Raw genomic sequence first — 24938 nt, forward strand, 5'->3', positions numbered from 1 at the left:
TCTTCATGGAACCTCCTCGGGAAAGGGGACGAGAAAATTCCACTTCTGGCGTCAGCTAATGGGCGGGGGGATTACCCGCGCACGTAACCGCCTGACTGCGAGTCCGCAGACGTTGACCAACTGTCGCTGCGTTTCCCACATGCGCCTCCCCCCGCAAGCGGGAGAAGCAAGCGCCAAGGCGAGACAATCAGACTCCTGCGCGCAGCGCTCAGCCTGCGCGCAGCAGGATCTTGCCGCGGCGGCCCGGCTCGGCGCTGGCTGCGGCGGCCTTGGCGGCGTCTTCCAGGTCGAACACCGCTTCCACCGGCAGGGCCAGGCTGCCATCGACGGCCGCCTTGAGCAGTTCGCCGATCATGCGGCGCTTGTCCTCGGGCTTGGTGGCGGCCATGACCTTGCTGCCCCAGAAGCCACGCACGCTGGCCTGCTTGAAGATCACATCGCCAGTGGAGATCTGCAGCGGCTCGCCGGTCATGGAGCCGAACGAGATCAGCTCGCCGCCTTCGGCCAGCAGTGCCATCAGTTCGCCGGCCCCGCTGCCGGCGACCGAGTCGATCGCGCGCACGATGGGTGCGTCGCCGGCCAGCGCGCGCGCGGTGTCCTGCCAGCCTTCCTGCGCGGTGGAGATTGCGTTGCCAATGCCCAGCGCTTTCAACTCGTCCACGCCGGCATCGCGACGCACCAGGTTGATCACGTTAATGCCGCGTGCAGTGGCGAGCATGGCCACGGTCTTGCCGACCGCGCCATTGGCTGTGTTCTGCACGATCCAGTCGCCTTTTTTGACCTGCAGGAATTCGATCAGCATCAGCGCGCTCAACGGCATGGCGATCAACTGGCAACCACGGTCGTCATCCAGGGCGTCGGGTAGCGGCACCACGCCGGAAGCGTCAGCGAGGAAGAACTCCGCCCAGCTTTCGTGCACGCCGGCGGCGACCACGCGCTGGCCGATCTGCAGGCCGTCAACACCTTCTCCGAGTGCGTCGATCACGCCGGCCGCTTCGCTGCCGCCGATGGCCGGGAGGTCGGGCTTGTAGCCGTAATTGCCGCGCACCGTCCACAGGTCGTGGTTGTGGATCGGCGAGCGACGCATGGCGATGCGCACCTGGCCCTTGCCGGGCTGCGGGGTGGGCCGCTCGCCGAGTTCGAGCACCTTGGCCGGGTCGCCGAATTGGGTATGGATGGCTGCGCGCATGGAGATCTCCTGCCGGGCACGCCTGTCGTAAAACGCACCCGATCGTAATGAAAGGTGGCGCGATGCTATCGGCACGTCTGCAAGAGAAGGATGAAACGGGCGGAACTGCTGTGTGAAGTTCCGGGCGCTGGTGAATAACGCCGGGAGTGACTCTGGTCTGCTGTAGCGCTGGATGATTTGCGTGCTGACCGACCCTCATCCGCCCTTCGGCCCCCTCCTCCCGGAGGGAGAAGGGAGGCGTCGTGCGCATCTGCGCTTCCCTGCGGATGCGCTGCCAGTGCCCGCATCACCTACCGCAGGGAGACGATGGCGTTTGTACCGCCGCCTTACTCGGCCGGCGGCAGCACCACATCCGGCTTGACCGCCTCGGGGCTGACCCGCTCGATGGTGTGGCGCAATTCGCGGCCGAGGATGAACTTGGCGTCCTTGGCCCAGGCATCCAGGCGCTCGTCGAACAGCAGCTTGCTGTTCTCGTCCGGCCACACCAGGCGCAGCTCGCGCAGTTTCTGGATGAAGCTGCGGAACAGGGTCTTGTCGAAGAACTCCGGGGCAGCCGGAGCGTACAACAGGCTCAGGCGCTGCGCGGCCTGCTGGCACAGGCTTTCCAGTTCGCCGGCACCGAGCACGCCGGGGCCGTTCTTCACCAGCACCGAGATGGCGATGTAATAGCGCTCGAAGGCCTGCTGCAGCGAATGGCCGATCGCCCGCAGGCGGAATACTTCATCGGTCTGCCCGGTGTTGCGCGCCAGGATGCCGCCATCGTCGTCGGTGACGTTGAGCAGCAGGCCCTCGCGCACGAACATGTCGATGGTCTGTTCGATGCGCTCGGCAAAGCGGTCCTCGCTCCACGGCAGGAACAGTTCGGCCTGCAGGAACGGGTACACCGTGCGGCCCAGGCGGATCAGGCCGGCGCGGCTCATGCGGCGGTTGTTCTGGAAGCAGCAGGCCACCCACGAGGACGCGGTGAACAGGTGCAGCACGTTGTTGCGGAAGTAGCTCAGCAACACCGCGGTGTCGCCGCTGACGCTCAGCACATCGCCCAGCGGATGCGACACGCGCGTGAGCACGTTGATCTCTTCGGCGTGGGTGATGATGCGCGCCGGGGTGTGTGGGGTGACGGTGACGCGGTCCGAATACGGCATCTCCGCCAGCAGCTTCTTGCACAACTCGATCTGTGCGATCAGGTCGGCCTCGCCCATCGCGTGCTTGGGCGTGGACAGCAACGCCAGCGCCAGCAGGTTGATCGGGTTGACGTCGGCGGCGCAGTTGATGCGGGTCTGGATCTGGGTGGACAGCGTGTCCACCGCCGGTGCCAGCCAGGTGGGCTTTTCGTCGTCGGGCAGCGGTTGGCCGTCCCAATCGGGCGCGTGCTTGGCCAGCACGTCGTTGAGCGCGATCGGCTCGCCGAAGTTCACCACCACCTGGCCGTAGTTCTGCTTGAGCACCTTGGGGATGGACCACAGCAGGCCCCAGATCGATTCCTTTTCCTTGGGCCGGCCGGTGAGCTCGTCCAGGTAGCTGTTGCCTTCCATCAGCTTCTCGTAGCCGATGTAGACCGGCTGGAACAGCACCGGCTTGCGCGGCTGGCGCAGGTAGGCGCGCAAAGTCATCGCGATCATGCCGCCCTTGGGCTGCAGCAGGCGCCCGGTGCGCGAGCGCCCGCCTTCGACGAAGTATTCGATCGAATAGCCGCCAGCCACCAGCTGGGCGACGTATTCGCTCAGCACCGCCGAATACAGCGCATTGCCACGAATGCTACGCCGGATGAAGAACGCACCGCCCTTGCGCAGCAGCGTGCCGACCACCGGCAGGTTGAGATTGATGCCGGCCACGATGTGCGGCGGCACGATGCCGCGTTCGTACAGCAGGTAGCTCAGCAGCAGGTAATCCATGTGGCTGCGGTGGCTGGGCACGTAGACCACTTCATGCCCGGGCGCGGCCTGCTTGAGCTTGTCCAGGTGGTGCACCAGCACGCCGGCGTAGATGCGGTTCCACACATGGGTGAGCAGGAAGCTGGCCGAGCGCACCACCGGGCTGGAATAGTCGGCGGCGATTTCCCAGGCATAGGCATGCGCCTTGCGCCAGGCATCGACCGGCTTGGAGTTGTCGCGCTTGGCCTGGGTGGCGATGGCCTCGCGCACCGAGTCGGCGGCCAGCACCTGGTCCACCAGCAGGCGGCGGGTGGACAGGTCCGGCCCGATCACCGCCTCGCGGATGCGCCGGAAATGCGTGCGCAACACGCGCTGCAGCTTGCGCAGGGTGCGCTCGGGCGGCAGGCCTTCGGCCATGGTCTGGCGCAGCGAGATCGGCGGGGCGAAGCGCACGATGGTGGTGCGGCCGTTGAGCAGCACCGCCAGCAGGCGCCGGAAGCGGCCGACCAGCGCCCAGTTTTCCGAGAACAGCACCGCGAACCAGCCGCTCTGCTTGTCGGGCGCGCGGCCGACGAAGATCGACACCGGCACCAGGTGCACGTCCAGGTCGGCGCGCACGCGGTGCGCCTGCAGCAGCTTGGCCAATGAGTCCGAATGGGTCTTGCCGCCGCGCTGCTCGGGGATCAGCGAGTTGCTGCTGCTGCGCCGCGACAGCGCCAGGTAGGCGCGCTTGCGCTGCAGCGGGTCGCCCGGCAGCGGCACCAATGGCGAAGGCAGCCCGGCCTCGCGGCAGGCCTTGTCCAGGATCAGCGCGCTGGACAGGCCGTAGTCCTCCAGCACGTAGACCACCGGCGTGCCGTCGTCGTAGCGGCTCGGTTGGTCCGGTTCGATGGTCAGGCTCAGCCAGGGGTCGGCCAGCCGGCCGAGCAGGCGCGCCCACCACGGGCGCTTGGCGTTGCGGGCGGCGGCGACGGCAGGCGCGATCGACGGCGCAACCTCCGGCGGAACCGGTGTGGCGGTCGGCAATGCGGCGGCCGTGGCGCCGAGATCGGCAGCGGCAGCGCTGGGCGGGGCAGGCTGGCCGTCCGGGAACGGCAGGGGATTCTGTTCTGGCATCACGGTCATTATCGCCCAGCCGGGCGTTGCCCGGTGGCGGCGGGCGTGGCGGGCGCGGCCGGCGGGGTGTCAGACATTGCAGCGGCGTCGGGTACGGGCGCGGCGGGCGCAGCGTCGAGCAGCGCCTGGACCTCGTCCTGGGTCTGCTGCTGGTACCAGTGGCCGTCGCGCTTGATCAGGGCGATGCTGAGGTCGATGTCGTGCGCGGCCAGCGGATAGCGCAACCGCACCTGGGCGCGGTCGCCGTCCTGCTTGATCAGGCCGGTGCGCAGCGCATCCAGGCTGCTGTCCAGCGACAGGCCGTAACGCTCCAGGACCTGCTTGGCCGCGGCCCAGAACGGCCCAAGCCGGCGCAGGCTCTCTTCCATCCCCAGCCGCTGCAGGTCGGCATCCGAGCTGATGCCGGTGGCACGGGCGGCGGTCACCAGGTCAGTGATGCTGGCCTTGGCGCGCGCGCGATCGGCCAGCGGCGCGGTGGCGGCCCAGGCGCTCAGGGCATCGACCAGCTGCACGTAATGGGCGCGTTGCTCGGGCTGGTAGTCGCTGCGGCTGCGCAGGTATTGCACGCCGAACTGGCCCAGCGACTGCGCGGCCTGGCGGATACCCTGCGACTGGCCGGCCAGCTGTGCATCGAAAGCCTGCTGCAGCTGGCGCTCGGCGCCGGGCGCGGACAAGCTGCCGAGCAGGCTGCCGACCTCGTTGGGCAGCGGCAGCTCGGTCAGTGGCCAACGGCTGGCACCGCTGCGCCAGGCCGCTTCCAGCCGCGTGTATTGCGCAGGTGACCCGGATCCGCGCATAGGCGACCAGATCGTTGCGCCGCAGTGGCAGGGTCATCGACTGCATCGCCGCGGCCGGTTCGGCGCTGGCGCCCGGCAATGCAGCGGTCTTGTCGGCGCGCTGGCAGCTGCTGACGCACAGCGCTGCCAGCAGCACCCACGCGATGGACTGGAACCGGCCGGCGCGGACGGTGGATGGCGACATGCGCACGATGTTCCCCCTGATCGATCGGCGCATCTTGCTGTCTGAATGCACTGGCGGCAAGGCGCGCGACAACCGTGCGCCCGAGTACGGTACAAAACGTTATGTTTTCGTAGTTCGATGCATGTTGTCGTTCGGTGTCCGACATTGACTGCCGTTGTCCTTTGCGGACAAACTTGTCCAGGCGATGTCGCCAAGCCCTTGTGCCACTTGCGTTTGGCCCAATGGTGCAGCGCATCATGTAAGCGCTTGCAGTTCCTGCTAGCGTGCGCGCCATCTCGCTCTGAGGTCGCCATCGGTTGGGGCCGATGTCATCCATGTGCATGTGTGACACGAACGTTCTGCGCCAGCGGACCGTGCGCCCCTACCCGGCGCGCGCCGGCAACCGCGTTGTTCTGGAGGTTTTGCCATGAGTCGGCCACGCTCAGAGGGCGGTAGCGTCACCATCAAGGACGTCGCGCGCGAAGCGCAGGTGTCGGTGGCAACGGTCTCGCGCACCATGAATGGGCACCAGCATGTGGCCGAGTCGGTGCGCGAGCGCGTGCTGCAGGTAGCCCGTGCACTGCATTACATCCCGCATCACGCCGCGCGCAGCCTCAGCAGCCGGCGCACCCACACCATCGGGGTGGTGCTGCCGGACCTGCACGGCGAATTCTTTTCCGAATTGATCCGCGGCATCGACCAGGTGGCGCGCGAGCAGGGCTACCACCTGCTGGTGTCCAGCTCGCACGGCGACCCGCAGGCGCAGCGCAAGGCGCTGGAACGCCTGCCCGGGCGCGTGGACGGGGTGGTGGTGATGTCGCCCTCGCTGGGCGACTCCGGCGTGCACGAGGATGCCCTGCCCGGCGGCCTGCCGGCGGTGCTGCTCAACTGCGCCGGCACGGCCAGCCAGCGCCCGGTGCTCAACGTGGACAACTATGGCGGTGCGCGGATGATGACGCAGCATCTGCGCGACAGCGGCCACCGCCGCATCGCCTTCATCGCCGGGCCGGCCGACAACTTCGATGCGCACGAGCGTCTGCGCGGCTACCGCGACGAGCTGGCGCTGGATGCCGACGCGCAGCCGTGGGTGCTGCCGGGCAACTTCGACGAAGAGTCCGGCTACCGCGCCGGCCAGACGCTGGCGCAGGACACCCGCCCGGATGCGGTGTTCGCGGCCAACGACATGATGGCGCTGGGCTGCCTGTTCGCGCTCGGCCACGCCGGGCTGAAGGTGCCGCAGGACATCGCGCTGGCCGGCTTCGACGACGTGCCGATGGCGCGCTACGTGCTGCCGGCGCTGACCACCATGCGGGTGGATATCGCCGGGCTGGGCGCGCGCGCATTGCAGCTGTTGCTGGGTCAGCAACTGGTCGATGCGCCCGCACCGCCCGCCGACGCCGCACCGCCGGCGTTCTCCGAGATGGTTCCCGAACTGATCGTGCGCGCGTCCAGCGCGCCGCGTGCGGCGCCTCCCACCTGAGACGCACCACCGTTCTGCTGATTTTTTGTTTCTTGCAGTACCTGCTGTTGTTGCCAGCCGTTCCCGTTTCACCACACCAAGCACCAACCTCGACGCGCCAGTCACTTCACTGGTTCGCGCTTTACCACTGGGAGGGGGAAAGTCATGAAGACTCACCGCACCGTCTCCACCCTGCCGGCACGTAGCCTGTTGTGCTGCGCCCTGGCTGCCTCGTTGTTCGCCACCACCCCGGCCATGGCCCAGTCCAGCAACGCCACGTTGCGCGGACAGGTCGCTTCCGCACAGAGCGGCAGCGAGGTCGTCGTCACCAACCTCGCCACCGGCTCGGTGCGACGCGCACCGGTCAATGCCAACGGCAACTACACCATCGTCGGTCTGCAGCCGGGCACCTACACCGTCGAATCCAACGGCGCCAGCCGCACGGTGACCCTGTCGGTGGCCTCCAGCGCCACCGTCGATCTCGGCACGGAGGCGGCTGCGGCGCCCGCCGGCGACGCGACCACACTGGACACGGTGACGGTCAGCGCGCCGATGATTCGCGACGTCAAGACCTCCGAGGTGGGCAACACGGTGTCGCTGCGGCAGATCCAGCAGTTGCCGCAGGCCACACGCAACTTCCTGGAATTTGCCGACACCGTGCCGGGCATGGTGTTCACCATCGACCAGGACGGCAACACCAAGCTGCGCGGCGGTGCGTCCAATGCCAGCTCCAGCAATCTGTACATCGATGGCGTGAGCCAGAAGAGCTACGTCTCCGGCGGCGGCATTGCCGGCCAGGACGAGACCCAGGGCAACCCGTTCCCGCAGCTGGCGATCGGCGAATACAAGGTCATTACCTCCAACTACAAGGCCGAATACGGCCAGATCAGCGGCGCGGCGATCACTGCGGCGACCAAGTCCGGCACCAACGAGTTCCATGGCGAAGCGTTCTACCGCTTCACCAATCAGGACCTGCGTAAGCAACGCCCGGACGAAGCCGATGGCAAGGTCGATTCGCAGACCAAGGAATATGGTTTTGCGATCGGCGGACCGCTGATCCAGGACCGCATGCATTTCTTCTTCGCCTACGAAGGCAAGGACAACGTCGCGCCCAAGAGCGTGCAGCCCAGTGCCGAAGCAACACCCTTCATCGGGCTGTTGCCGTCGAACCTGCGCGATCAATACGGCGCGTCCAACATGCCGTTTAGCGAGGACCTGTACTTCGGCAAGATCGACTTCGAACCGACCGACAACGCTCGTATCGAATTGGCCACGCAGTACCGCGACGAAACCCAGGTCAGCAACGTGGGCGGCCAGAACGCGCCCGACCGCGCGGTGGACAAGGTCAACAAGGACAAGCGCACCAGCCTGCGTTGGCAGCACAGTGCCGATGGCTGGTTCAACGAAGCCATCCTCACCACCGAGGATTCGCGCAATCTGCCGACGCCGCGCGGCGTGGGCAATGGTTCGATCTACACCTACATCGATCGCACCCAGGCCGACCCGCGCCAGTGGGTGTTCCTCAACACCGGTGCTGCCAGTGGCGAAGACTTCAAGTTGCGTAGCCAGAAGGGTTGGTCGTTCCAGAACGATCTGACCTTCAACGCACTGCAGTGGCATGGCGAGCACACCATCAAGACCGGTGTGACCTACCGCGACATCAAGCTGACCTCGCGCGAATCGAGCTCGCTCAATCCGCAGTTCAGCTATGAAGTCGGCCAGAACGGGGTGGCTCCGGTGCCGTTCCAGGTGCGCTACATCCGTGCGTTCGACAATCCCGGCCAGCTGCCGGTGGTCGAATCGCCGTCCAAGCAGTACGGCATCTATCTGCAGGACGACTGGGCTGCCACCGACAAGCTGATGATCAACATCGGCGTGCGCTACGACTACGAAGACACCCCGGCCTACACCGACTTCGTGACCTCGCAGCCGTTCGTGGATGCGCTGTATTCCGACGACCCGGAAAACCCCGGCCAGCCGTGGGCCAACCGCCTGCTGCCCAGCGGTGTCAACGTGGCCGATTACATCAGCACCGGCAACAACCGCAAGAACTTCAAGGATGCCTGGGCACCGCGTCTGGGCTTCTCCTACGATCTGTTCGGCGATGAGGCTGCAGTGATCCACGGCGGCGCGGGCCGTTCCTACGATCGCAACCTGTTCGAACAGCTCGCACTGGAATCGGTCAAGGCCGCGCTGTCGCCGGTGGTGGTGTACTTCAGCGATGCCGCCAGCGGCCAGGGCTGCTTCCGCGACGACCGCGCCTGTGCGCCTTGGAATCCGGCGTTTCTCACCGGCATCGATCAGCTCAACACGATCCCCGGCACCAGCGACAGCTCCGAGCTTTTCATGTTCAAGAACAAGCTCAAGACTCCGTACAGCGACCAGTACAGCATCGGCATCAGCAACCAGGTCGGCGACTGGCTGACCGATGTCACCTTCCAGCGCATCCTGTCTTACGACGGCCTGGTGATGAGCTTGGTCAACCGCTATCCGAACGGCGCGTACTTCGATGCCAACGGCGGCGTGCCGTGGGGCGAGCCGGTGCCGGGCTATCGCAACACCATCATCGGCAACAACGGCCTGGAGCAGCGCAGCAGCCAGGTGTTGCTGTCGGCCGAAAAGCCCTACACCGAGGAATCGGGTTGGGGCTTGAACCTGGCGTACACGCATACCAGCGCGCGCCAGAACCGCAACATCGACGAGCCGTTTGCATTCGACAAGGCCACCATCCGCGACTATCCGTTCGTGAAGTCCGATGCGGTCTCGGCGCACCGCTTCGTGGCCTCCGGCTCGCTGGATGGTCCATGGGGCGTCACCTTCGGTGCCAAGCTGGTGCTGGCCACGCCCGAGCCAATCAACACGATTGCCTGCTACGGCTTCACCGATCCCGATGGCGGCACCTGCCAGCAGATCGGCGTCACTCCGCCGGGCAACGGCAAGTTCCTGCTGGGCGGCAAGATCTGGGGCTACCGCACCGTGGATCTGCAGGCCACCAAGGACTTCACCGTGGCTGGTGACTTCAAGCTGACCGCACGGGTAAACGTGCTCAACGTGTTCGACTTCAAGAACTTCACTCAATACGAATACAACAGCTTCGGCAGCAACGGACGGCTTGACCCGGATATCACCGTCGTCAACAACGGCGAGATCAGCTACGTGCCACGCAGCGTGATCTTTGAGGTGGGCGCAAAGTTCTGATCCAACGTAACCTGCACGCGCATACGCTTGGATGCGCGTGATTCGAACGGGGCCGATTGGCCCCGTTCGCCTATCAGCTTCTGGAGCGGCTGACAAAACGTAATGAGCAGTCCTCAGGTGGATGCGTCAACGCATGCAAATGGTGCTGCATGTCGCACCGGTTGCAACCGCCAGGTAGTGCGCGCAGACGTTTTGTCAGTGGCTTTATTTCTTTTGAGGACCGGACCTCCATGATCCCCGCTCCGCTTCGCAACATCGTCATCGTCGGTGGCGGCACCGCCGGCTGGATGGCCGCCGCGGCCTTCGCGCGCGTGCTTGGCCCCAGCTTCAAGGTGCAGCTGATCGAGTCCGAACAGCTCGGCACCGTCGGTGTCGGCGAGGCCACCGTGCCGCACATCAAGGCCTTCAATAACCTGCTCGGCATCGACGAGGCCGAGTTCGTCCGCCAGACCCAGGGCAGCTTCAAGCTCGGCATCGAGTTCGTCGACTGGCAGCGGCCCGGCACGTCGTACATCCACGGCTTCGGCACCCAGATCGGGCACCCGCTCGGGCTGCTGCCGTTCCACCAGTACTGGATCAAGCAGCACGCGCGCGGCAAGGCGCAGCCGTTGGGCGCCTATACGCTCAACACCGTGGCCGCGGTGCGCGGCAAGTTCATGACCTCGGCCGGCGATGTGCCGGCCAATTCGCCGCTGGCCAATATCGCCTACGCGTATCACTTCGACGCCACGCAGTACGCGCGCTTCTTGCGCACTTACGCCGAACAGCGCGGCGTCACCCGTATCGAAGGCCTGGTCGAGCAGGTGCAGCTGCATGCGGACAGCGGCCACGTGCAATCGCTGCAGCTGGCCTCCGGGCAGGTCGTCAGCGGCGACCTGTTCATCGACTGCTCCGGCTTCCGCGGGCTGTTGATCGAAGAAGCGCTGCACACCGGCTACCACGACTTCACCCATTGGCTGCCCTGCGACCGCGCCCTGGCGGTGCCGAGCGAAAACGTCGGCCCGCCTACGCCGTATACGCGCTCCACCGCGCGCGCGGCCGGCTGGCAGTGGCGCATCCCGCTGCAGCACCGCACCGGCAACGGCTATGTGTATTCCAGCGCGCATATCAGCGACGACGAAGCCGCCGCCACGCTGCTCGCCAACCTGGATGGCAAAGCGCTGGGCGATCCGCGCCCGCTGCGCTTCACCACCGGGCGGCGCAAGCAGTTCTGGAACCGCAATGTGGTGGCATTAGGGCTGGCCAGCGGCTTCCTGGAACCGCTGGAATCGACCAGCATCCATCTGATCCAGGCCGGCATTTCCCGGCTGCTGGAGCTGTTTCCGCGCGAGGGCATCAGCCCGGTGCTGGTGCAGCGCTACAACGACCGGCTGGCGTTCGAGTTCGACCGCATCCGCGATTTTTTGGTGCTGCACTACCACGCCACCGAGCGCGACGACAGCGCGTTCTGGCGCCACTGCCGCACGATGCCGATCACCCCGGAGCTGCAGACCACGCTGGACCTGTTCCGCGACAGCGGGCGCTTCTACCGCAATGCCGAGGAGATGTTCGCCGAAATCAGCTGGGTGCAGGTGATGGTCGGCCAGGGCATCCTGCCGCGGGGCTACCACCCGTTGGTGGACCAGGTGCCCGATCACGATGCCGAACGCTTCCTGGCCAGCGTGGCGCAGACCATCGGCCACTGCGTGGATGTCATGCCGACCCACCAACAGTTCATCGATCGCTACTGCAAGGCAGCTGCGCCGCGTTGAACGATGGCGCAGCATCGCACTCGCCGCATGCACCGATCGACAGGAAAAAAAAGGATCGGGCACAAGGCCCGATCCCTTCGAAAACCGGGACAAGCCCGGTGGACAATGAGTGGCACAGCTTCCGACTGACATCGGACGAGGGGCATCGTACGCAGGCTTTAACGTTAAAGCAACACTTTAATTCTATCGCTTTAACTTATTGATTTTGCTCGCTTGCGCCGCGTGCGGCGTGCACTATCCCCATGCTCCGTCAGTGCTGCTCCGCTCGCAGCACTGCCTGGATCTCTGCCTGGATCGCATTCGCCGCAGCGGCCGGATCGGCAGCCAGGCGGATCGGCCGGCCGACCACGATGGCGTCGGCGCCATCGTGGAAGGCCTGCGCCACACCCACGGTGCGCTGCTGGTCGTCGCCGACCGGGCCGCCGGGGCGGATGCCGGGGCAGACGATTGAAAACCCCGATCCGGAGGCGCTGCGGATCGGGCCGGCCTCCTGGCCGGAGGCGATCACCCCGTCGATGCCGGCGGCCTGCGCGGCCAGCGCGCGCTCCACCACCACCTCCACCGGTTCGCGGTCGATGCCCATCGCGGCCAGGTCCGGCCGGCCCATCGAGGTCAGCACGGTGACCGCCAGCAGGCGCATGTCGCCGTGGTTGGCCTCGGCGGCGGCCTGCAGCATGCCGGCGTGCCAGCCGTGCACGGTGCAATAGCTCACCGGCCACTGCGCCAGGCGGCGGATGGTGCCGGCCACGGTGGCGGGGATATCGAAGAACTTCAGATCGACGAACACGCGCTTGTCGCGCCTGGCCAGGGCGTCGAGCACCTGGAAGTACTCGCCGGAGGCCAGCAGTTCCATGCCGATCTTGTAGAAGGACACCGACTCGCCCAGGCGGTCGACCCAGGCGATCGCCTCGTCTTGGCCGGGCACATCCAGCGCGAAGATCAGCCGCTCATGCGCGGCCAGCGGCAGCGGTGCGCGGCTCATCGGGCCACCTCCAGCGCGGCGCGCTTGGCGTCGTGGCGCTGCTGCCAGGGCTGGCCATAGTCGTTGTTGAACTGCGCCGGCTCCCAGCCGCCGTAACTGGGGTTGGGCAGCATCCACCAGCGCTCGCCGAACCAGTCGTGGTACTGCTGCAGCAATGCGCCCCGCGCCTGGCCGGTGTTGGCGGTGACCTGCACGAAGTCGCCGAGCTGGTCGCCGAACTGCATCAGCACGCGGTACGTCTGCCCGGCCAGCTGGCGCCGGCAGTTCTTCTCGCTGCCGTTCTGCTCGCAGCCCTTGACCACCGTGCCCAGGCCCAGAAACACGCTGTCGTCGGCCACCGGTAGCCCGACGCTGCGCAGGTTGGCCAGCGTGGCGTCCTTGAGGTGCACCGCGCGGTTGGAGATGTAGATCAGGGTGATGCCGCGCGCGTTGGCGGCCTTGGCGAAGTCCACCACGCCCGGGATCGCGGTGGCCTTCTTCTCCGCCACCCACTGGTCCCAGCTCAGCTCGTCGTATTCCTTGCCGTCGCGCAGCAGACGCGCCTGGTAGGGCGAGTTGTCCAGTACCGTCTCGTCCACGTCCAGCACCACCGCCGGCTTCAGCCCGCTGGCAGCATTGCCACGTTCTTCAGGCACCAGCGCGTCCCAGTTGGGCTGCTTCAGCGCAGCGTCCAGCTTGTCGGCAGCAGCGCGATAGGTTTGCTCGGCCACCGCGCGGTATTCCTCCGAGCGCTGCATCCACAGCACCGCATTGAGGTTGTCGTCGCCGGCCGGTGCGCTGGCGGCTGCGGGCTGCGTGGCGGTCTTGGCGGCGGCGGCGCTGGCGGCCGCATTGGCGGACACCGCGGCGTCCTGCGCGCGCTGCGCCAGCTCCTTGTCGGCGGGCTTGCAGGCGCTCAGGGCCAGCGCGGTGCAGGCGAGCAGGGACAAGGGTGCGTAAAGCGAGGGGCGCATGGCATCCACCAAAACAGGAGCGGCAATGAAGACCGCGATTTTAGCGGGTTCGCGACGCACCGCCCGCTCCGGCTGATGGCAGTGCCGCAGGCGCATGGAAGAAGACATCGCGATCGCGGGGTTCATGGCGATGCGCGAGTGCTGCATGCGCCTGCGCGCGGTGCGGGCAACCGACCGCCTCCCCACCTGACCGCCTCTTCGCTTCCGCTGCCGGTCCCGGCATCTCCGGTGGGATCGTGGCCTGAAGAACGCTGATGCAGGAACGGCATATCCTTGTGCGCTGATTGCCCCGGAGTCGCCCCCCATGACAGATGCATCTTCCCCGCCCGTCCTCGATACCGCCCAGGCCCGCGTGCTCGGCTGCCTGATCGAAAAAGAGGCGACCACGCCGGACGCGTATCCGCTCACGGTCAACGCCGCGCAGGTGGCCGCCAACCAGAAGACCGCACGCGAGCCGGTGCTGAACCTGCAGACCGGCGTGGTGCATCACGCCCTGCGTCAACTCGAAACCCTGGGGCTGGTACGCCAACAGTTCTCCTCGCGCGCCGAGCGTTACGAACACCGGCTGGGCAGCGTGCTGGATCTGACCCGCCAGCAAGTCGCCCTGATCGGTCTGTTGCTGCTGCGCGGCCCGCAGACGCTGGGCGAGCTGTTCGCGCGCAGCGAGCGGCTGGCGCGCTTCAACGATGCCGACGACGTGCGCCACCATCTGGACCGGCTGATCCAGCGCGGCCTGGCGGTGCAACTGCCGCGCGCCAGCGGCCAGCGCGAGGAGCGTTATGCGCATCTGCTCAGTGGCGAGCTGGATGTGGAGGCATTGCAGGCCGCGGCCGCGCGCGCTGCCCCCAGCGCCCGCAGCAATACCGACAGCAGCGAGCTGGACGCACGCGTGCAGACGCTGGAGGCCACCGTCGCCGAATTGCAGGAGGCGCTGGCCGCGGTGCAGGCACGCCTGGAGGCGGCTGGCGCCTAGGCCGATGGTCTGCTCCTGGAGATGCCCGCTTCACGTCGCCGCCCACGCGGAGCGCAAATCACGCAACGACCAGCCAGACGACGCCCTTGCCGAGCGGTGATGGCGCAGGTTGCGCCCCGCCCCGCTCACGTCGGCGTATCCACCTCGTCCCAGTCGGCGTCTTCGAAGTGCAGCAGCCAGTTGAGGGTGTAGTGACGCTCGTAGACCACGCCCGGCACGATGCCGGCCGGTGGCGGTTGCTCGGTCTGGCCGGCCTGGCGCACCGCCCAATGCAGGCGCAAGTGCCGGTCCAGCGCATCCAGCAGTTCGGGCACAGGCCGTAGCGTCAGCGACGGCCGCGTCGCGGCTTCGGCATGCTCCAGCGCGCGCTGGGCAGCCAGAGGCACATCGCACAGGTCGGTCGGCTCCGGCAGCGCATCGGCCAGCCCCAGGGCCCACTGCAGCACGGCCAGGCTCTCGTAGCGCCAGCCGAAGTTGGCGAGCTGCTGCGGCTCCGGTGCGGGTTGGGCAAAAAAGGCGCGCTCCTGCGGCGACAGTGCCGCCGCCACGCCGGGCAGGCGGGCGTCCATGTCCTCCAACGCCGGTGGCGTATCGCCAGCGGCCAGCATCTCCGCGCGCAAGGCCACCGCAAACAACGCCAGCATGCGCTGCGTCACCGCCTCCGCATCGCGCACCCGCGCTTCGGCCTCGCCAGGCACCGGCGGCAGGCTGGGTGGCACGCGGATGCCTTGCGCGGTCAGCTGTGCAAGTTGGTGCGCACGCCGCTGCAAGGCATCCGGCGGATACGGCACCTGCGCCTGCTCATCGATCGCCGGCTCGCCCTGGCTGATCAGCACCCGCCCGTGCGGATCGCGCACGCTGCCGTCGGCCAGGAAACACACCGCGTTGGCCTGCTCGGCCCACTGCGCCAACTCCCCGAAAGCCGCATCGTCGACCTCAAAAGTGAAGTGCTGGCGCACCCGCTGCACATGCCGCATCAGGTGATAGCGCGGCTGGGTCATCTGGCCATCGCCGGCCTGGTTCACGTAGCCGACAAAACCATGCAGATGATTGGCCAGTTCCGGATCGGCGTGGTCGCGGTGCTGCACGGCGGCGCGCGGCAGAAAATCCGGCCACACCTGCTCGCGCAGCGTGGAATAGGCGTTGACCAGCAATGGCATGCAAGTGTCCTTATTGGGGCGACGGACACAACGAAGGCGCTCATTGCCGGCCAGGTATGGTCGGTGCGCGCAGTCTCCTGTGCCAGGTGTGCACCGGAGTTCTCCTGCGCCGTCCACGCCGCGCTGACGACTGTTTGCTGCGTTGTGCCGGCCGCGTTCAGCGGTGAGCGTCGCCGCCAGGGTGCCGCAGGCCTGCCCGGCTGTCCATGTCGGCGGGGCCGAGCGCGATCGTGTAATACAGCACCGGATGGTCCTCCTGGCTCAACACGCGCAGGCCTTGCCGCTGCAATCCGAGGTTTTCCAGCGCGCGAATCGAATCGGCATTGTCCGGCGACACGATCGCGCACAGCTGCGATAACCCCAAGGCATCGCGCGCGTATGTCAGCACCGCACGCCCGGCTTCGCTGACATAGCCCTTGCCGCGATGCGCGGGCAGCAGTGCAAAGCCGATATGCGGCACCGGCAAGGTATCGCGGCACAACAAGCCCAATGTGCCGGCAAATGCGCCCTCGGCGCGCGTCTCCACCGCCCAGTGCGCAAAGCCGTAGCGTTGCTGGTGCGCCTGCGCCCACTCGCGCAGATGATCACGCGCCTGCTCGCGGGTGCGCACACCGCGGTCGTTGATGCCGGCGATGAAACCGGGGTCGTTGACCAATGCCAGCACCGCATCGGCATCGCGCTCGGGGTCGAGCGTGCGCAGGCGCAAACGTGGGGTTTCGATCACGACGGTCACGGCGCACTCCGGCATCAGGGCAACCCAGCCTGCCGCGCAGGCGTATCGCTGGCAAGCCTGCAGCCCGCAACAACGCTAGTCGAACAACGCCTGGATCGCCGCCAGGCCGGCGCTGGCGCGCTCTTTCTTGCGCTCGGCATCGGCCACCGGGTCGGCGCCGTCGCGCTGCAATTCTTCGGCCGGAATCTCGTCGAAGAAGCGGCTGGGCTTGAGACGCACATGCTCGCCGAACTTGCGCGTCAATTTGCTGTGGCTCATCCACAGCTGCTCCTTGGCGCGGGTGATGCCCACGTACAGCAGGCGGCGCTCTTCCTGCAGGTTGCCTTCTTCCAGGCTCACTTCATGCGGCAGCACGCCGTCCTCGCAGCCAACGATGAACACATAACGGAATTCGAGACCCTTGGACGCATGCATGGTCATCATGCGCACCTGGTTGCCGCCATCGTCCTTGTCGTTGCGCGATAACAATGCCAGCTGCGCGGCCAGATCGCTGGCACTTGCACCACGCGGGCCGCCTTCGAACCACTCTGCCAGCTCGTCCAGATTGCGCTTGCGGCGCTGGAAGCCGGTGTCGTCCTTGGACTGGTTGCGCAGGTCGTTGAGCAGGCCGGATTTGTCGGCCAGCATGCGTACCAGTTCTCCCGCCGGCAGCGTGGCCGAATGCTCGCGCATATCGCGCAGGATATCGGTGAACGCACTCAGGCCATTGGCCGCACGCGGCGGCAAGTGCTGCAGCGCGCCCATCGACTCGGCCGCGCGCGACATCGGCACCGATTTTGCACTGGCCAGCTCGGCCAACCGCGCCAGCGAGGTCGCACCGACCTCGCGCTTGGGCGACTGCACGGCGCGCAAAAACGCCGCGTCATCGTCGGGATTGACGATCAGCCGCAGCCACGACAACACGTCCTTGACTTCCTGCCGCTCCAGAAACGCGGTGCCACCGGTCAGGTGATACGGCACGCGCAGCAGCTGCAGCGCCTTTTCCAGCGGCCGCGATTGAAAATTGCCGCGGAACAGGATGCAGAAATCGCTCCACGGCACCTGCTTGGCGGTGCCCAGGAACGAGATTTCGGCGGCGACCTTTTCCGCCTCGTGCTCGCTGTCGCGGCATTCCCACACGCGGATGCGCTCGCCGTCGGCCTGGTCGCTCCACAGCGTCTTCAAGTGTTCGTGCGGGTTGTGTGCGATCAAGGCATTGGCCGCACGCAACACACGGTTGGAGCAGCGGTAGTTCTGTTCCAGCTTGATGATTTCCAGCGCCGGATAATCGCGCCCCATCTGCTGCAGGTTTTCCGGATTGGCACCACGCCAGGCGTAGATGCTCTGATCGTCGTCGCCCACGCAGGTAAAGTTGCCGCGCGGCCCGGCCAGCATCTTCAGCAGCCGGTACTGTGCATCGTTGGTGTCCTGGCACTCGTCCACCAGCAGGTAGCCGATGCGCTCGCGCCAGCCCAGTACGATCTCTTCGTTGGCCTCCAGGATCTGCACCGGCAGACGGATCAGATCGTCGAAGTCCACCGCGTTGAAGGTGGTCAGCCGCGCCTGATAGCGCTCGTACAGGCTGGCGGCTTCCTTTTCGCGATTGCTGCGTGCCGCCGCCATCGCCTGTTCGGGAGACAGGCCGGCGTTCTTGGCGCGCGAGATCAGGTTCTTGGCATCCTCGATCGCATCCGGCTTGGCACCATGCATCAGGTCCTTGATCTGGGCGGCAGCATCGTCGGAATCGAAGATCGAAAAGCCGCGCTTCAAGCCGGCAGCAGCGTGCTCGATCTGCAGGAACTTCAGCCCCAGCGCGTGGAAGGTACAGATGGTCAGGCCATCGGCGCCATCGCCGCGGATGCGCTTGGCCACACGCTCGCGCATTTCCTTGGCCGACTTGTTGGTGAAGGTGATCGCGGCGATGCGCTTGGCCGGATAGCGGCCGGTGGCGATCAGGTGCGCAATCTTCTCCACGATCACGCGCGTCTTGCCGCTGCCGGCACCGGCCAGCACCAACAAGGGACCTTCGCAGTGCAGCACTGCGGCGCTTTGCGGGGGATTGAGACCGTGCATAGAGACTTCCGACAGAGCAGGCCATTGTACCGGCGCCGCGTCGGGCAGGCCTGCGCCACCGGTTCATGCAGATGGCTGTCACCGCCGGCCGCCCGGCCCGGTAAAATCCACCAATGGCCAAGCTCTACTTCTACTACTCGGCAATGAATGCCGGCAAGACCACCACCTTGCTGCAGTCCGCGCACAACTACCGCGAACGCGGCATGCGCACCTTGATCCTCACGCCCAAGCTCGATCACCGCGCCGGCAGCGGCGTGGTGGCCTCGCGGATCGGGCTGCGCGCGGATGGGCGCACCTTCGATCGCGGCACCGAGTTGCAGCAACTGATCGAACGCGACATCCAGGCCGAAGGCGCGCTGCACTGCGTGCTGGTGGACGAGGCGCAGTTCCTCAACCGTGGCCAGGTCTGGCAGTTGAGCGAGGTGGTCGACCGCCTGCGCATTCCGGTGCTGTGCTACGGCCTGCGGACCGACTTCCGCGGCGAGCTGTTCGAGGGCAGCCAGTTCCTGCTGGCCTGGGCCGACGAGCTGGAGGAGATCAAGACCATCTGCCACAGCGGCAGCAAGGCCACCATGACCGTGCGCGTGGATGCACAAGGCCACGCGGTGCAGGACGGCCCGCAGGTGGAGATCGGCGGCAACGAACGTTACGTGTCGGTCAGCCGCGCCGAGTTCAAGAAGATCATGCGTGGCGAAGGCCGCATCGACCCGCTGCAGATCGCGCTGCCGCTGCCGCCTGCGGGCGCGTAGGACACGGAAACCGGCGTGGTGACTGGCTGAAGAATTCAGCCGAAATGGTCTTAGTGCGCCGGCCCGGTATGCGCTTGTGATGCGCCGCTAAACCCTTGCAGGCATGCGATCGCCGCTGTATTTCCGTGACACATCAACAGGCGTATCGTTGCCGTGCCGTTGCAGCGATCCGCGCGCAACCAGGCGCAACCGCAGTCCTGTAAACTGGCGACCATCCATTTGTCGGGAGGCAATTCATGGGTCCGCTTCCTCCCGAGTTACGCGCCGATATCGCGCGTGTTGGCCGGCTATCGTCGGTGCCCGATGTCCTGACCATTCTCACCCGTCTGACCGGCATGGGCTTCGCCGCCGTTGCGCGCGTGACCGATACGCGCTGGATCACCTGCCAGGTACGCGACGACCTGTCGTTCGGTCTGACGCCCGGCGACGAGTTGCCGCTGGTCACCACCTTCTGCGACAGCGTGCGCACCCAGGGCAACGCGTTGTGGTTCGGCCATGCCTCCGAGCACCCGGTCTTCCGCGACCACCCCACGCCGCGACTGTACGGCTTCGAAAGCTATGTCTCGGTGCCGATCAAGTTCGACGACGGCAGCGTGTTCGGCACCTTGTGCGCGCTGGACCCGTTGCCGCGTGTCATGGATGCGCCGTTGGTGGAAAAGGTCGAGCTGCTGGCGCAACTGCTGGCGGCGCAGATCCAGGCCGAGCAACGCGCCGAAGAAAGCGCGCAGGAATCGCGTCGCGCGCGCAGCGAACTGGGGCGTATCGGCGCCTCGGCCCGCCTGCGCGAAGAGTTCATCGGCATCCTTGGCCACGATCTGCGCAACCCGCTGCAATCCATGCATGCGGTGGTGGACGTACTGGCGATCGACCCGCTCAACCAGCGCCAGGGCGGCGCGATCCGGTCGATGCAGCGCAGCCTGCGGCGCATGGAAGAACTGATCGACTTCGCCAGCGATTTCGCGCGTGGCATCGAACGCGACTGGCTGCAGCTGGACTACGGCAACGGCAGCGATCTGCTCGATGCGCTATCGCAGGTCGTCGACGAAACCCGCGCCGCGTATCCGAACCAGGTGCTGTCCACGCATGTGGCCATCGACGAGCCGGTGCATGGCGACGCGGTGCGCCTGGCGCAGATGTTCGGCAGCCTGATGATCAACGCCGTGGTGCAGGGGCAACAGAGTTCGCTGATCAAGGCGATCGCGGTGACCGAGCAGGGCCGCCTGCGCATCGAGGTCTGCAATCTGGACGGTATCGACCCGCGCCGGCTCGACGTGCTGCACGCCTCCACCCACGTGCACACCAGCGGACGCCCCCTGCCCGAAGTCGATCTGGGGCTGCACATGGCCGCCCAGATCGCCCGCGCCCATCAAGGCGAGCTGCGCATCATCAGCGGCAAGGAAGGCACCTGCTTCCGGGTGGAGTTGGCTTGCGTGCGTCCGCGTGCGCGCATGCAGTTGGTCAACAGCTCGACGTCGGCCTGAGTCCAAGCCGCCTGGGCGATCCTGCGGCGCCTGGGCAACGCATCAGCGACTGTGCGGCTGTAACGCAGCCGCAGCCGCGGTCGACATTCGAAATCGGCGGCTTGTCGTCACTGCGCCATCCGCTCCTGCCTGACAATCGCGTCCCTTATCGGTCGCGCGAAGTGCCTTTGCGCGACGTACCTGTGCGCTAGTAGATCTTGCGCTCACTCGCCGGTGGCGGCGTCCACTGGTACAGCCAGGTTTCGGTCAAGGGCTTGCCGTTGGCGCGCAGGAACAGCCGGATATCGATCTGCTGGGTGCTGTCATCCGGCGGTACCAGGTCGAACATCGCCCGATAGCCCTTGAGCTCATGCAGCGGACGCGCCGACACGATCTCGGTGCTCCCGCGCGAGACCTGGAGGATGGCCTCGACCTTGGCTTTCGGGTCCTTGGTCAACGCAGCCAGTTCGCCGCCGGCGAAATCCACCGCAAACCGCCACGAAAAATGGCTGCGCTTCTGCCCGACGATGCCGCCCAGCCCGGTGCGCGTGGCCACGCAATGCGCCAGCGGCGAGCTGGCCGGCGGATGCGCGCCCCAATACAGCCGGTATCCCATCAGCAACTCCTGGCCCGGTTGCGGCTTGTCCTGTGGATTCCAGAACGCCACGATGTTGTCGAAGGTCTCGTCCACGGTCGGAATCTCGACCAGCTGTACCGAGCCCTTGCCCCAGCCATTCTTCGGTTCCACCCACAGGCAGGGGCGCTTCTCGTAGAACACGCCGTCGTCCTGGTAATGGTCGAAGTTGCGATCGCGCTGCAACAGGCCGAACCCGCGCGGATTCTCGTCGACAAACATGTTGAAGCGCAGCTGCGGCGGGTTGCACAACGGCCGCCAGATCCACTCGCCGCCGCCGGTCCACATCGCCAAGCCGTCGGTGTCGTGGATCTCCGGGCGCCAGTCCCAGTCCATGCGGTTATCGTTTTCGCCGACCTGGTACATGCTGGTGCACGGGCCGATGCCCAGCCGCTCGATGGTCTTGCGCGGGTAGAGCGCGCTGTCGATTTCCATCACCAGCACCTCGCCATTGGTGATGGCGAAGCGATACGCACCGGCAACGCTGGGTGAGTCCAGTAGCCCATACACCACCACGGTGTTCGAATCGTCTGCCGGCTGCTCCAGGTAGTAGGCGATGAAGTCCGGGAACTCCTCCGGCGCGCCGGTGCCGGTGTCGATCGCCAGCCCGCGTGCCGACTGCCCGTACTGGCCTTCCTTGCCGACTGCGCGGAAATAGCTCGCGCCCAGGAAGGCGGAGAAATCGCGGTCGGTGTCCTTGCGCGTATTGAGACGGAAGCCCGCAAAGCCCAGGTCCTTGGGCAACTGCTTGCCGCCCAGGCCACTGCTGCCATAGTCGAACGCCGCCGGGTCGTAGGCCAGTTGCTGCGCCTTGCCGTCGACGATGTCGTAGATGTGCACGGGGGTATGGAAATACAGCCCCAGGTGAAAGAACTTCGCCTGGAACTTGCCGTTGCCGTCGGCCCACAGCGCATGATCCTGGCGGTAGCGGATCGACTGGTATTGATCCCAGTTCAATGCTTCCAGCGGTCCGGGAAGCAGCTGCTTATGACTCTTATAGGGTGCCTTGGCCAGCGCACGCGCCTGCCCCTTGAGCCAGCCATAGTCGAACGGCTGCGGCTGCCCCAAGCGACGCAGACCAACGGCCTTGGCCGCCAACGCCCACTGCGGCAGCGCCGGCAAACCGAGCGCGGCCAATGCGGCAGCGGCATTCTTCAGGAAGTGGCGTCGTTGCATGCGCATCGATCTGATCAGGGAATGGCCGACATCATAGCCACAGCGCGGCACGGAGGTAATGCGCAGGTCAGGGGCCCGCAGATGGAGACGCGCAGGCATTGATCAGCTGCAGCTCCTGCGCCTTGCTGCACAGGAACTGTTGTTGCGCCTGCTGCGCATCGGACCCGGGATAGCGCAGCAAGGTCCATTGCTCGTTTGCCTGCATGTGCTCGCCCGGCGCCAGCTGCCGATACGGTGCGTGCACCTCCATTTCCAGCAGCCCGCGCTCGGGATGCTGTGGCGGCGCGTCCAGATACAGCTCTACCTGCCCTTGCTCCGGATGGATCGCGGACAGCGGCTGATGCTTAAAGCGGATCACCAGCACCTGGTCACCGGCAAAGCCCGCCATCCAGCCCGCCGAAGGCTGCAGCAACACTTTACCGCGCTGAATCAACCCGTCCTCGCGTGCATCGGCACGCAACGCAAACACACCACCGTGATGCCGATACGTCGGCGCAACCGTACCGGGCTCGGTCGGCGGCTGGAGGCGAATATCTGCAGGGTCGGCCACCGGCACGAACACACGCGTGCCCCCCGCGACCCGCGTGTTGAACCACAGGTCCCAACTGATCGGATCCTTGCGGATATTGCGCGCAGTGGCCTCCACCTCCACGGTATCGGCCCGCGTGGATGAAAGCGCAACGCGCTTGCGGAGCTGCACGCCGGTGACCGGACTGGGTACCCCCTCCAAAATCAACTGGTCGTGAGACCGTGTGACTGCGCGCGTGGTGGCCAACGACAGGTAGGGATCCGGCGGCCACACCGCAGCTGCGGCCTTACGTGCGGGATTGACCTGCTGATGCAGCCACCACTGACTCTGCGGTCCCACCCAGACATCATGGCCGAGATAGGCAATGTCGCCCGCGGCGGCGGATACCTGCGGCGCAGGTTGTTGCTCCACCGCGCTGCCGGTCTTCAGGACATTGGGTTGCCCAACCAGATTGAAGGACAGCACACGCCCGCCAAACGCGGTGGTGGCGCTTACTTCCAAGACGTCGTTGTGCAACTGGCTACGCTCGACCGCGGGCTTGGCGCTGGACGCGAGCTCATCCGCCTGGACGCGTGTTGCAAGCTGCAGCACAAAGGCGCCAGCCAGCATGATCGGCATGAAGTGACGCAATGAGCCAGGCATGGACAACTCCGATCGCAGGACCTTTCGATTGTGGCCCGATGCATGGCAACGCACCAGCCAATGCTGCTCTAACGAATTTTCGGCAGGTTCAACGTTGGCAGCTGCTGCACCACACCGTCGCACGTTGCCCGATGGTCGCGTGCTTCAGCAGGCGTCCGCACTGCTTGCACGCCTCGCCTTCGCGCCCGTAGACCGTGAGTTCCTGTTCGAAGTAACCAGGCGCCCCGTCCGGGCTGATGAAATCGCGCAACGTGGTACCACCGCGCTGGATGGCATAGCCCAGGATGTCCTTCACTGCCGCAGCCAAGCGCCGGTAACGGTCCAATGACACCTTCCCGGCTTCGCGCAGTGGGCTGATTCCCGCGCGGTGCAGGCTTTCTGCCGCGTAGATATTTCCCACGCCGACGACGACAGCCTGATCCATCAGAAAGGTTTTCACCGCGGCGCGCCGGCCACTTGCCAGTGCATGCAGATAATCGCCAGTAAATGCATCGGATAATGGTTCCGGGCCAAGCGCAGCCAACAAATCATGCACGTGTGCATCGTTCTGCCACAACAGACAACCGAACCGACGGGGATCATTGAAACGCAGGACGCGACCGTTTTGCAGGCTGATATCTACATGATCGTGCGCTCGCGGCAACGTATCGCCGGGTAACACGCGCAGACTTCCGGACATTCCAAGATGCAGCAGCGCGCTGCCGCCGGCATCGGTATCGATCAACAGGTATTTGGCGCGACGACGCACGTTGGTGATGGTCGCACCAGGTAGCAGGCGTTCGATCTGCTCAGGGATGGGCCAGCGCAGATCGGGCCGCCGCAGGATGACGCCGTGGATGCGTTGGCCGACCAGATGCGGTGCCAGGCCACGCAAGGTGGTTTCAACTTCGGGCAGCTCGGGCATGCACATCTCCAATCGGCCAAGCCGGCAGTGCGCCGGACCGGATCAATATGGTGGCCAAACGCGGTAAATCCACCTTTGCGATCATCAGGGCAAGGTGGATGCCGCTGCAGTACCAGGAAGTGGGCCCCCAGCGTCAAGCGCGTGTCCTGGCATCGGTGCCCTGTTCCGAGTACGCCTTGACGGTCCGGGTTCTGCGGTGACGTTCAGACCCTTCGGCCTTGCTATCGCGTACTGCTTCAGCAAAAGCGTCAAGCGCATGTCGTGGCATCGGTGCCGCGCTGAGGCTGAGCGTTGAGCCTGCGGATGCAGATCCGTTGGTGAGCGTGCAGCCTTGCGCTGTGTTTTTGGCGGTTACGTTACGGATTTTGGACAAAAAGAAACCCCCCATCCTGTTGGATGGAGGGTTTCGGGTAAAGCCCCTGGCGATGACCTACTCTCGCATGGCTT

17 protein-coding genes and 1 pseudogene are annotated in these 24938 nt (G+C 66.0%); 7 read left to right on the forward strand and 11 right to left on the reverse strand.

What is annotated here, in order from left to right; genetic code table 11:
* Window positions 1–208: 208 nt before the first annotated feature.
* The 3 genes and pseudogenes from LL972_RS19700 to LL972_RS19710 all read right to left on the reverse strand — a co-directional run bounded on the left by LL972_RS19700 (window position 209) and on the right by LL972_RS19710 (window position 5052).
* Window positions 209–1189, reverse strand: a complete 981-nt coding sequence (locus LL972_RS19700; protein WP_228329021.1) for a zinc-binding dehydrogenase — start codon at window positions 1187–1189, stop codon at window positions 209–211.
* Window positions 1190–1515: 326 nt separating this feature from the next.
* Window positions 1516–4185, reverse strand: coding sequence for a glycerol-3-phosphate 1-O-acyltransferase PlsB (plsB, locus tag LL972_RS19705; protein ID WP_228329022.1), 2670 nt, complete (start codon window positions 4183–4185; stop codon window positions 1516–1518).
* Window positions 4185–5052, reverse strand: a pseudogene (locus LL972_RS19710) (hypothetical protein). Before LL972_RS19710 ends, plsB begins: the two are co-directional and overlap by 1 nt.
* Between LL972_RS19710 and LL972_RS19715 the strand changes: the two are divergent.
* The 4 genes from LL972_RS19715 to LL972_RS19730 all read left to right on the forward strand — a co-directional run bounded on the left by LL972_RS19715 (window position 4988) and on the right by LL972_RS19730 (window position 11544).
* Window positions 4988–5305, forward strand: a complete 318-nt coding sequence (locus tag LL972_RS19715) for a hypothetical protein (protein WP_228329036.1) — start codon at window positions 4988–4990, stop codon at window positions 5303–5305. The pseudogene LL972_RS19710 and the gene LL972_RS19715 overlap by 65 nt on opposite strands.
* Window positions 5306–5563: 258 nt before the next feature.
* Window positions 5564–6616: a LacI family DNA-binding transcriptional regulator gene (locus tag LL972_RS19720; protein ID WP_228329023.1), complete on the forward strand. Its 1053-nt coding sequence runs from the start codon at window positions 5564–5566 to the stop codon at window positions 6614–6616.
* 144 nt (window positions 6617–6760) lie between these two features.
* Complete coding sequence (locus tag LL972_RS19725; protein ID WP_228329024.1) at window positions 6761–9793, forward strand: TonB-dependent receptor domain-containing protein; 3033 nt, start codon at window positions 6761–6763, stop codon at window positions 9791–9793.
* Between the two features lie 230 nt (window positions 9794–10023).
* The gene (locus tag LL972_RS19730) at window positions 10024–11544 is read left to right on the forward strand and encodes a tryptophan halogenase family protein (protein ID WP_228329025.1); all 1521 of its coding nucleotides are present in this window, start codon (window positions 10024–10026) and stop codon (window positions 11542–11544) included.
* A 250-nt stretch (window positions 11545–11794) separates the two neighbouring features.
* Here the strand turns inward: LL972_RS19730 and pyrF are convergent, their stop codons facing one another.
* A complete protein-coding gene (gene pyrF / locus LL972_RS19735; RefSeq protein WP_228329026.1) occupies window positions 11795–12526 on the reverse strand; it encodes an orotidine-5'-phosphate decarboxylase in 732 nt (243 codons plus the stop codon).
* Window positions 12523–13488 carry a 5'-nucleotidase, lipoprotein e(P4) family gene (locus tag LL972_RS19740; RefSeq protein WP_228329027.1) on the reverse strand — a complete coding sequence of 322 codons (966 nt, stop codon included), beginning with the start codon at window positions 13486–13488 and terminating at the stop codon, window positions 12523–12525. The genes pyrF and LL972_RS19740 overlap by 4 nt, the downstream gene beginning before the upstream one ends.
* A gap of 295 nt (window positions 13489–13783) precedes the next feature.
* On the opposite strand from LL972_RS19740, the gene LL972_RS19745 reads away from it, so the two are divergent.
* Window positions 13784–14452, forward strand: coding sequence for a YceH family protein (locus LL972_RS19745; protein WP_228329028.1), 669 nt, complete (start codon window positions 13784–13786; stop codon window positions 14450–14452).
* 125 nt (window positions 14453–14577) lie between these two features.
* On the opposite strand, the gene LL972_RS19750 is transcribed toward LL972_RS19745, so the two are convergent.
* From LL972_RS19750 to LL972_RS19760, 3 genes are all read right to left on the reverse strand, one after another.
* Window positions 14578–15612 carry a DUF4272 domain-containing protein gene (locus LL972_RS19750; RefSeq protein WP_228329029.1) on the reverse strand — a complete coding sequence of 345 codons (1035 nt, stop codon included), beginning with the start codon at window positions 15610–15612 and terminating at the stop codon, window positions 14578–14580.
* Window positions 15613–15769: 157 nt separating this feature from the next.
* Window positions 15770–16360, reverse strand: coding sequence for a GNAT family N-acetyltransferase (locus LL972_RS19755; protein ID WP_228329030.1), 591 nt, complete (start codon window positions 16358–16360; stop codon window positions 15770–15772).
* A gap of 60 nt (window positions 16361–16420) precedes the next feature.
* A complete protein-coding gene (locus LL972_RS19760; RefSeq protein WP_228329031.1) occupies window positions 16421–18397 on the reverse strand; it encodes a UvrD-helicase domain-containing protein in 1977 nt (658 codons plus the stop codon).
* 113 nt (window positions 18398–18510) lie between these two features.
* On the opposite strand from LL972_RS19760, the gene LL972_RS19765 reads away from it, so the two are divergent.
* Entirely contained in the window at window positions 18511–19146 is a 636-nt protein-coding gene (locus LL972_RS19765; protein WP_039527659.1) for a thymidine kinase, read from the forward strand.
* A 236-nt stretch (window positions 19147–19382) separates the two neighbouring features.
* Window positions 19383–20627: a GAF domain-containing sensor histidine kinase gene (locus tag LL972_RS19770; protein ID WP_228329032.1), complete on the forward strand. Its 1245-nt coding sequence runs from the start codon at window positions 19383–19385 to the stop codon at window positions 20625–20627.
* A gap of 187 nt (window positions 20628–20814) precedes the next feature.
* On the opposite strand, the gene LL972_RS19775 is transcribed toward LL972_RS19770, so the two are convergent.
* The 3 genes from LL972_RS19775 to mutM all read right to left on the reverse strand — a co-directional run bounded on the left by LL972_RS19775 (window position 20815) and on the right by mutM (window position 24491).
* Complete coding sequence (locus tag LL972_RS19775; protein ID WP_228329033.1) at window positions 20815–22416, reverse strand: glucan biosynthesis protein; 1602 nt, start codon at window positions 22414–22416, stop codon at window positions 20815–20817.
* Window positions 22417–22483: 67 nt separating this feature from the next.
* Window positions 22484–23587: a DUF4380 domain-containing protein gene (locus LL972_RS19780; protein ID WP_228329034.1), complete on the reverse strand. Its 1104-nt coding sequence runs from the start codon at window positions 23585–23587 to the stop codon at window positions 22484–22486.
* An 88-nt stretch (window positions 23588–23675) separates the two neighbouring features.
* Window positions 23676–24491, reverse strand: a complete 816-nt coding sequence (mutM, locus tag LL972_RS19785) for a bifunctional DNA-formamidopyrimidine glycosylase/DNA-(apurinic or apyrimidinic site) lyase (protein WP_228329035.1) — start codon at window positions 24489–24491, stop codon at window positions 23676–23678.
* Window positions 24492–24938: the final 447 nt, after the last annotated feature.

The sequence above is a fragment of the Xanthomonas campestris pv. asclepiadis genome (genome assembly GCF_020784175.1).
GTDB classification, from domain to species: Bacteria; Pseudomonadota; Gammaproteobacteria; order Xanthomonadales; family Xanthomonadaceae; genus Xanthomonas; species Xanthomonas campestris_D.

Bases quoted from the DNA above. Each gene is read 5' to 3' on its own strand.
- LL972_RS19700 (WP_228329021.1), bottom strand. From the start codon at position 1,189: ATGCGCGCAGCCATCCATACCCAATTCGGCGACCCGGCCAAGGTGCTC.
- plsB (WP_228329022.1), bottom strand. From the start codon at position 4,185: ATGACCGTGATGCCAGAACAGAATCCCCTGCCGTTCCCGGACGGCCAG.
- LL972_RS19720 (WP_228329023.1), top strand. From the start codon at position 5,564: ATGAGTCGGCCACGCTCAGAGGGCGGTAGCGTCACCATCAAGGACGTC.
- LL972_RS19725 (WP_228329024.1), top strand. From the start codon at position 6,761: ATGAAGACTCACCGCACCGTCTCCACCCTGCCGGCACGTAGCCTGTTG.
- LL972_RS19730 (WP_228329025.1), top strand. From the start codon at position 10,024: ATGATCCCCGCTCCGCTTCGCAACATCGTCATCGTCGGTGGCGGCACC.
- pyrF (WP_228329026.1), bottom strand. From the start codon at position 12,526: ATGAGCCGCGCACCGCTGCCGCTGGCCGCGCATGAGCGGCTGATCTTC.
- LL972_RS19745 (WP_228329028.1), top strand. From the start codon at position 13,784: ATGACAGATGCATCTTCCCCGCCCGTCCTCGATACCGCCCAGGCCCGC.
- LL972_RS19750 (WP_228329029.1), bottom strand. From the start codon at position 15,612: ATGCCATTGCTGGTCAACGCCTATTCCACGCTGCGCGAGCAGGTGTGG.
- LL972_RS19755 (WP_228329030.1), bottom strand. From the start codon at position 16,360: ATGCCGGAGTGCGCCGTGACCGTCGTGATCGAAACCCCACGTTTGCGC.
- LL972_RS19760 (WP_228329031.1), bottom strand. From the start codon at position 18,397: ATGCACGGTCTCAATCCCCCGCAAAGCGCCGCAGTGCTGCACTGCGAA.
- LL972_RS19765 (WP_039527659.1), top strand. From the start codon at position 18,511: ATGGCCAAGCTCTACTTCTACTACTCGGCAATGAATGCCGGCAAGACC.
- LL972_RS19770 (WP_228329032.1), top strand. From the start codon at position 19,383: ATGGGTCCGCTTCCTCCCGAGTTACGCGCCGATATCGCGCGTGTTGGC.
- LL972_RS19775 (WP_228329033.1), bottom strand. From the start codon at position 22,416: ATGCAACGACGCCACTTCCTGAAGAATGCCGCTGCCGCATTGGCCGCG.
- LL972_RS19780 (WP_228329034.1), bottom strand. From the start codon at position 23,587: ATGCCTGGCTCATTGCGTCACTTCATGCCGATCATGCTGGCTGGCGCC.
- mutM (WP_228329035.1), bottom strand. From the start codon at position 24,491: ATGCCCGAGCTGCCCGAAGTTGAAACCACCTTGCGTGGCCTGGCACCG.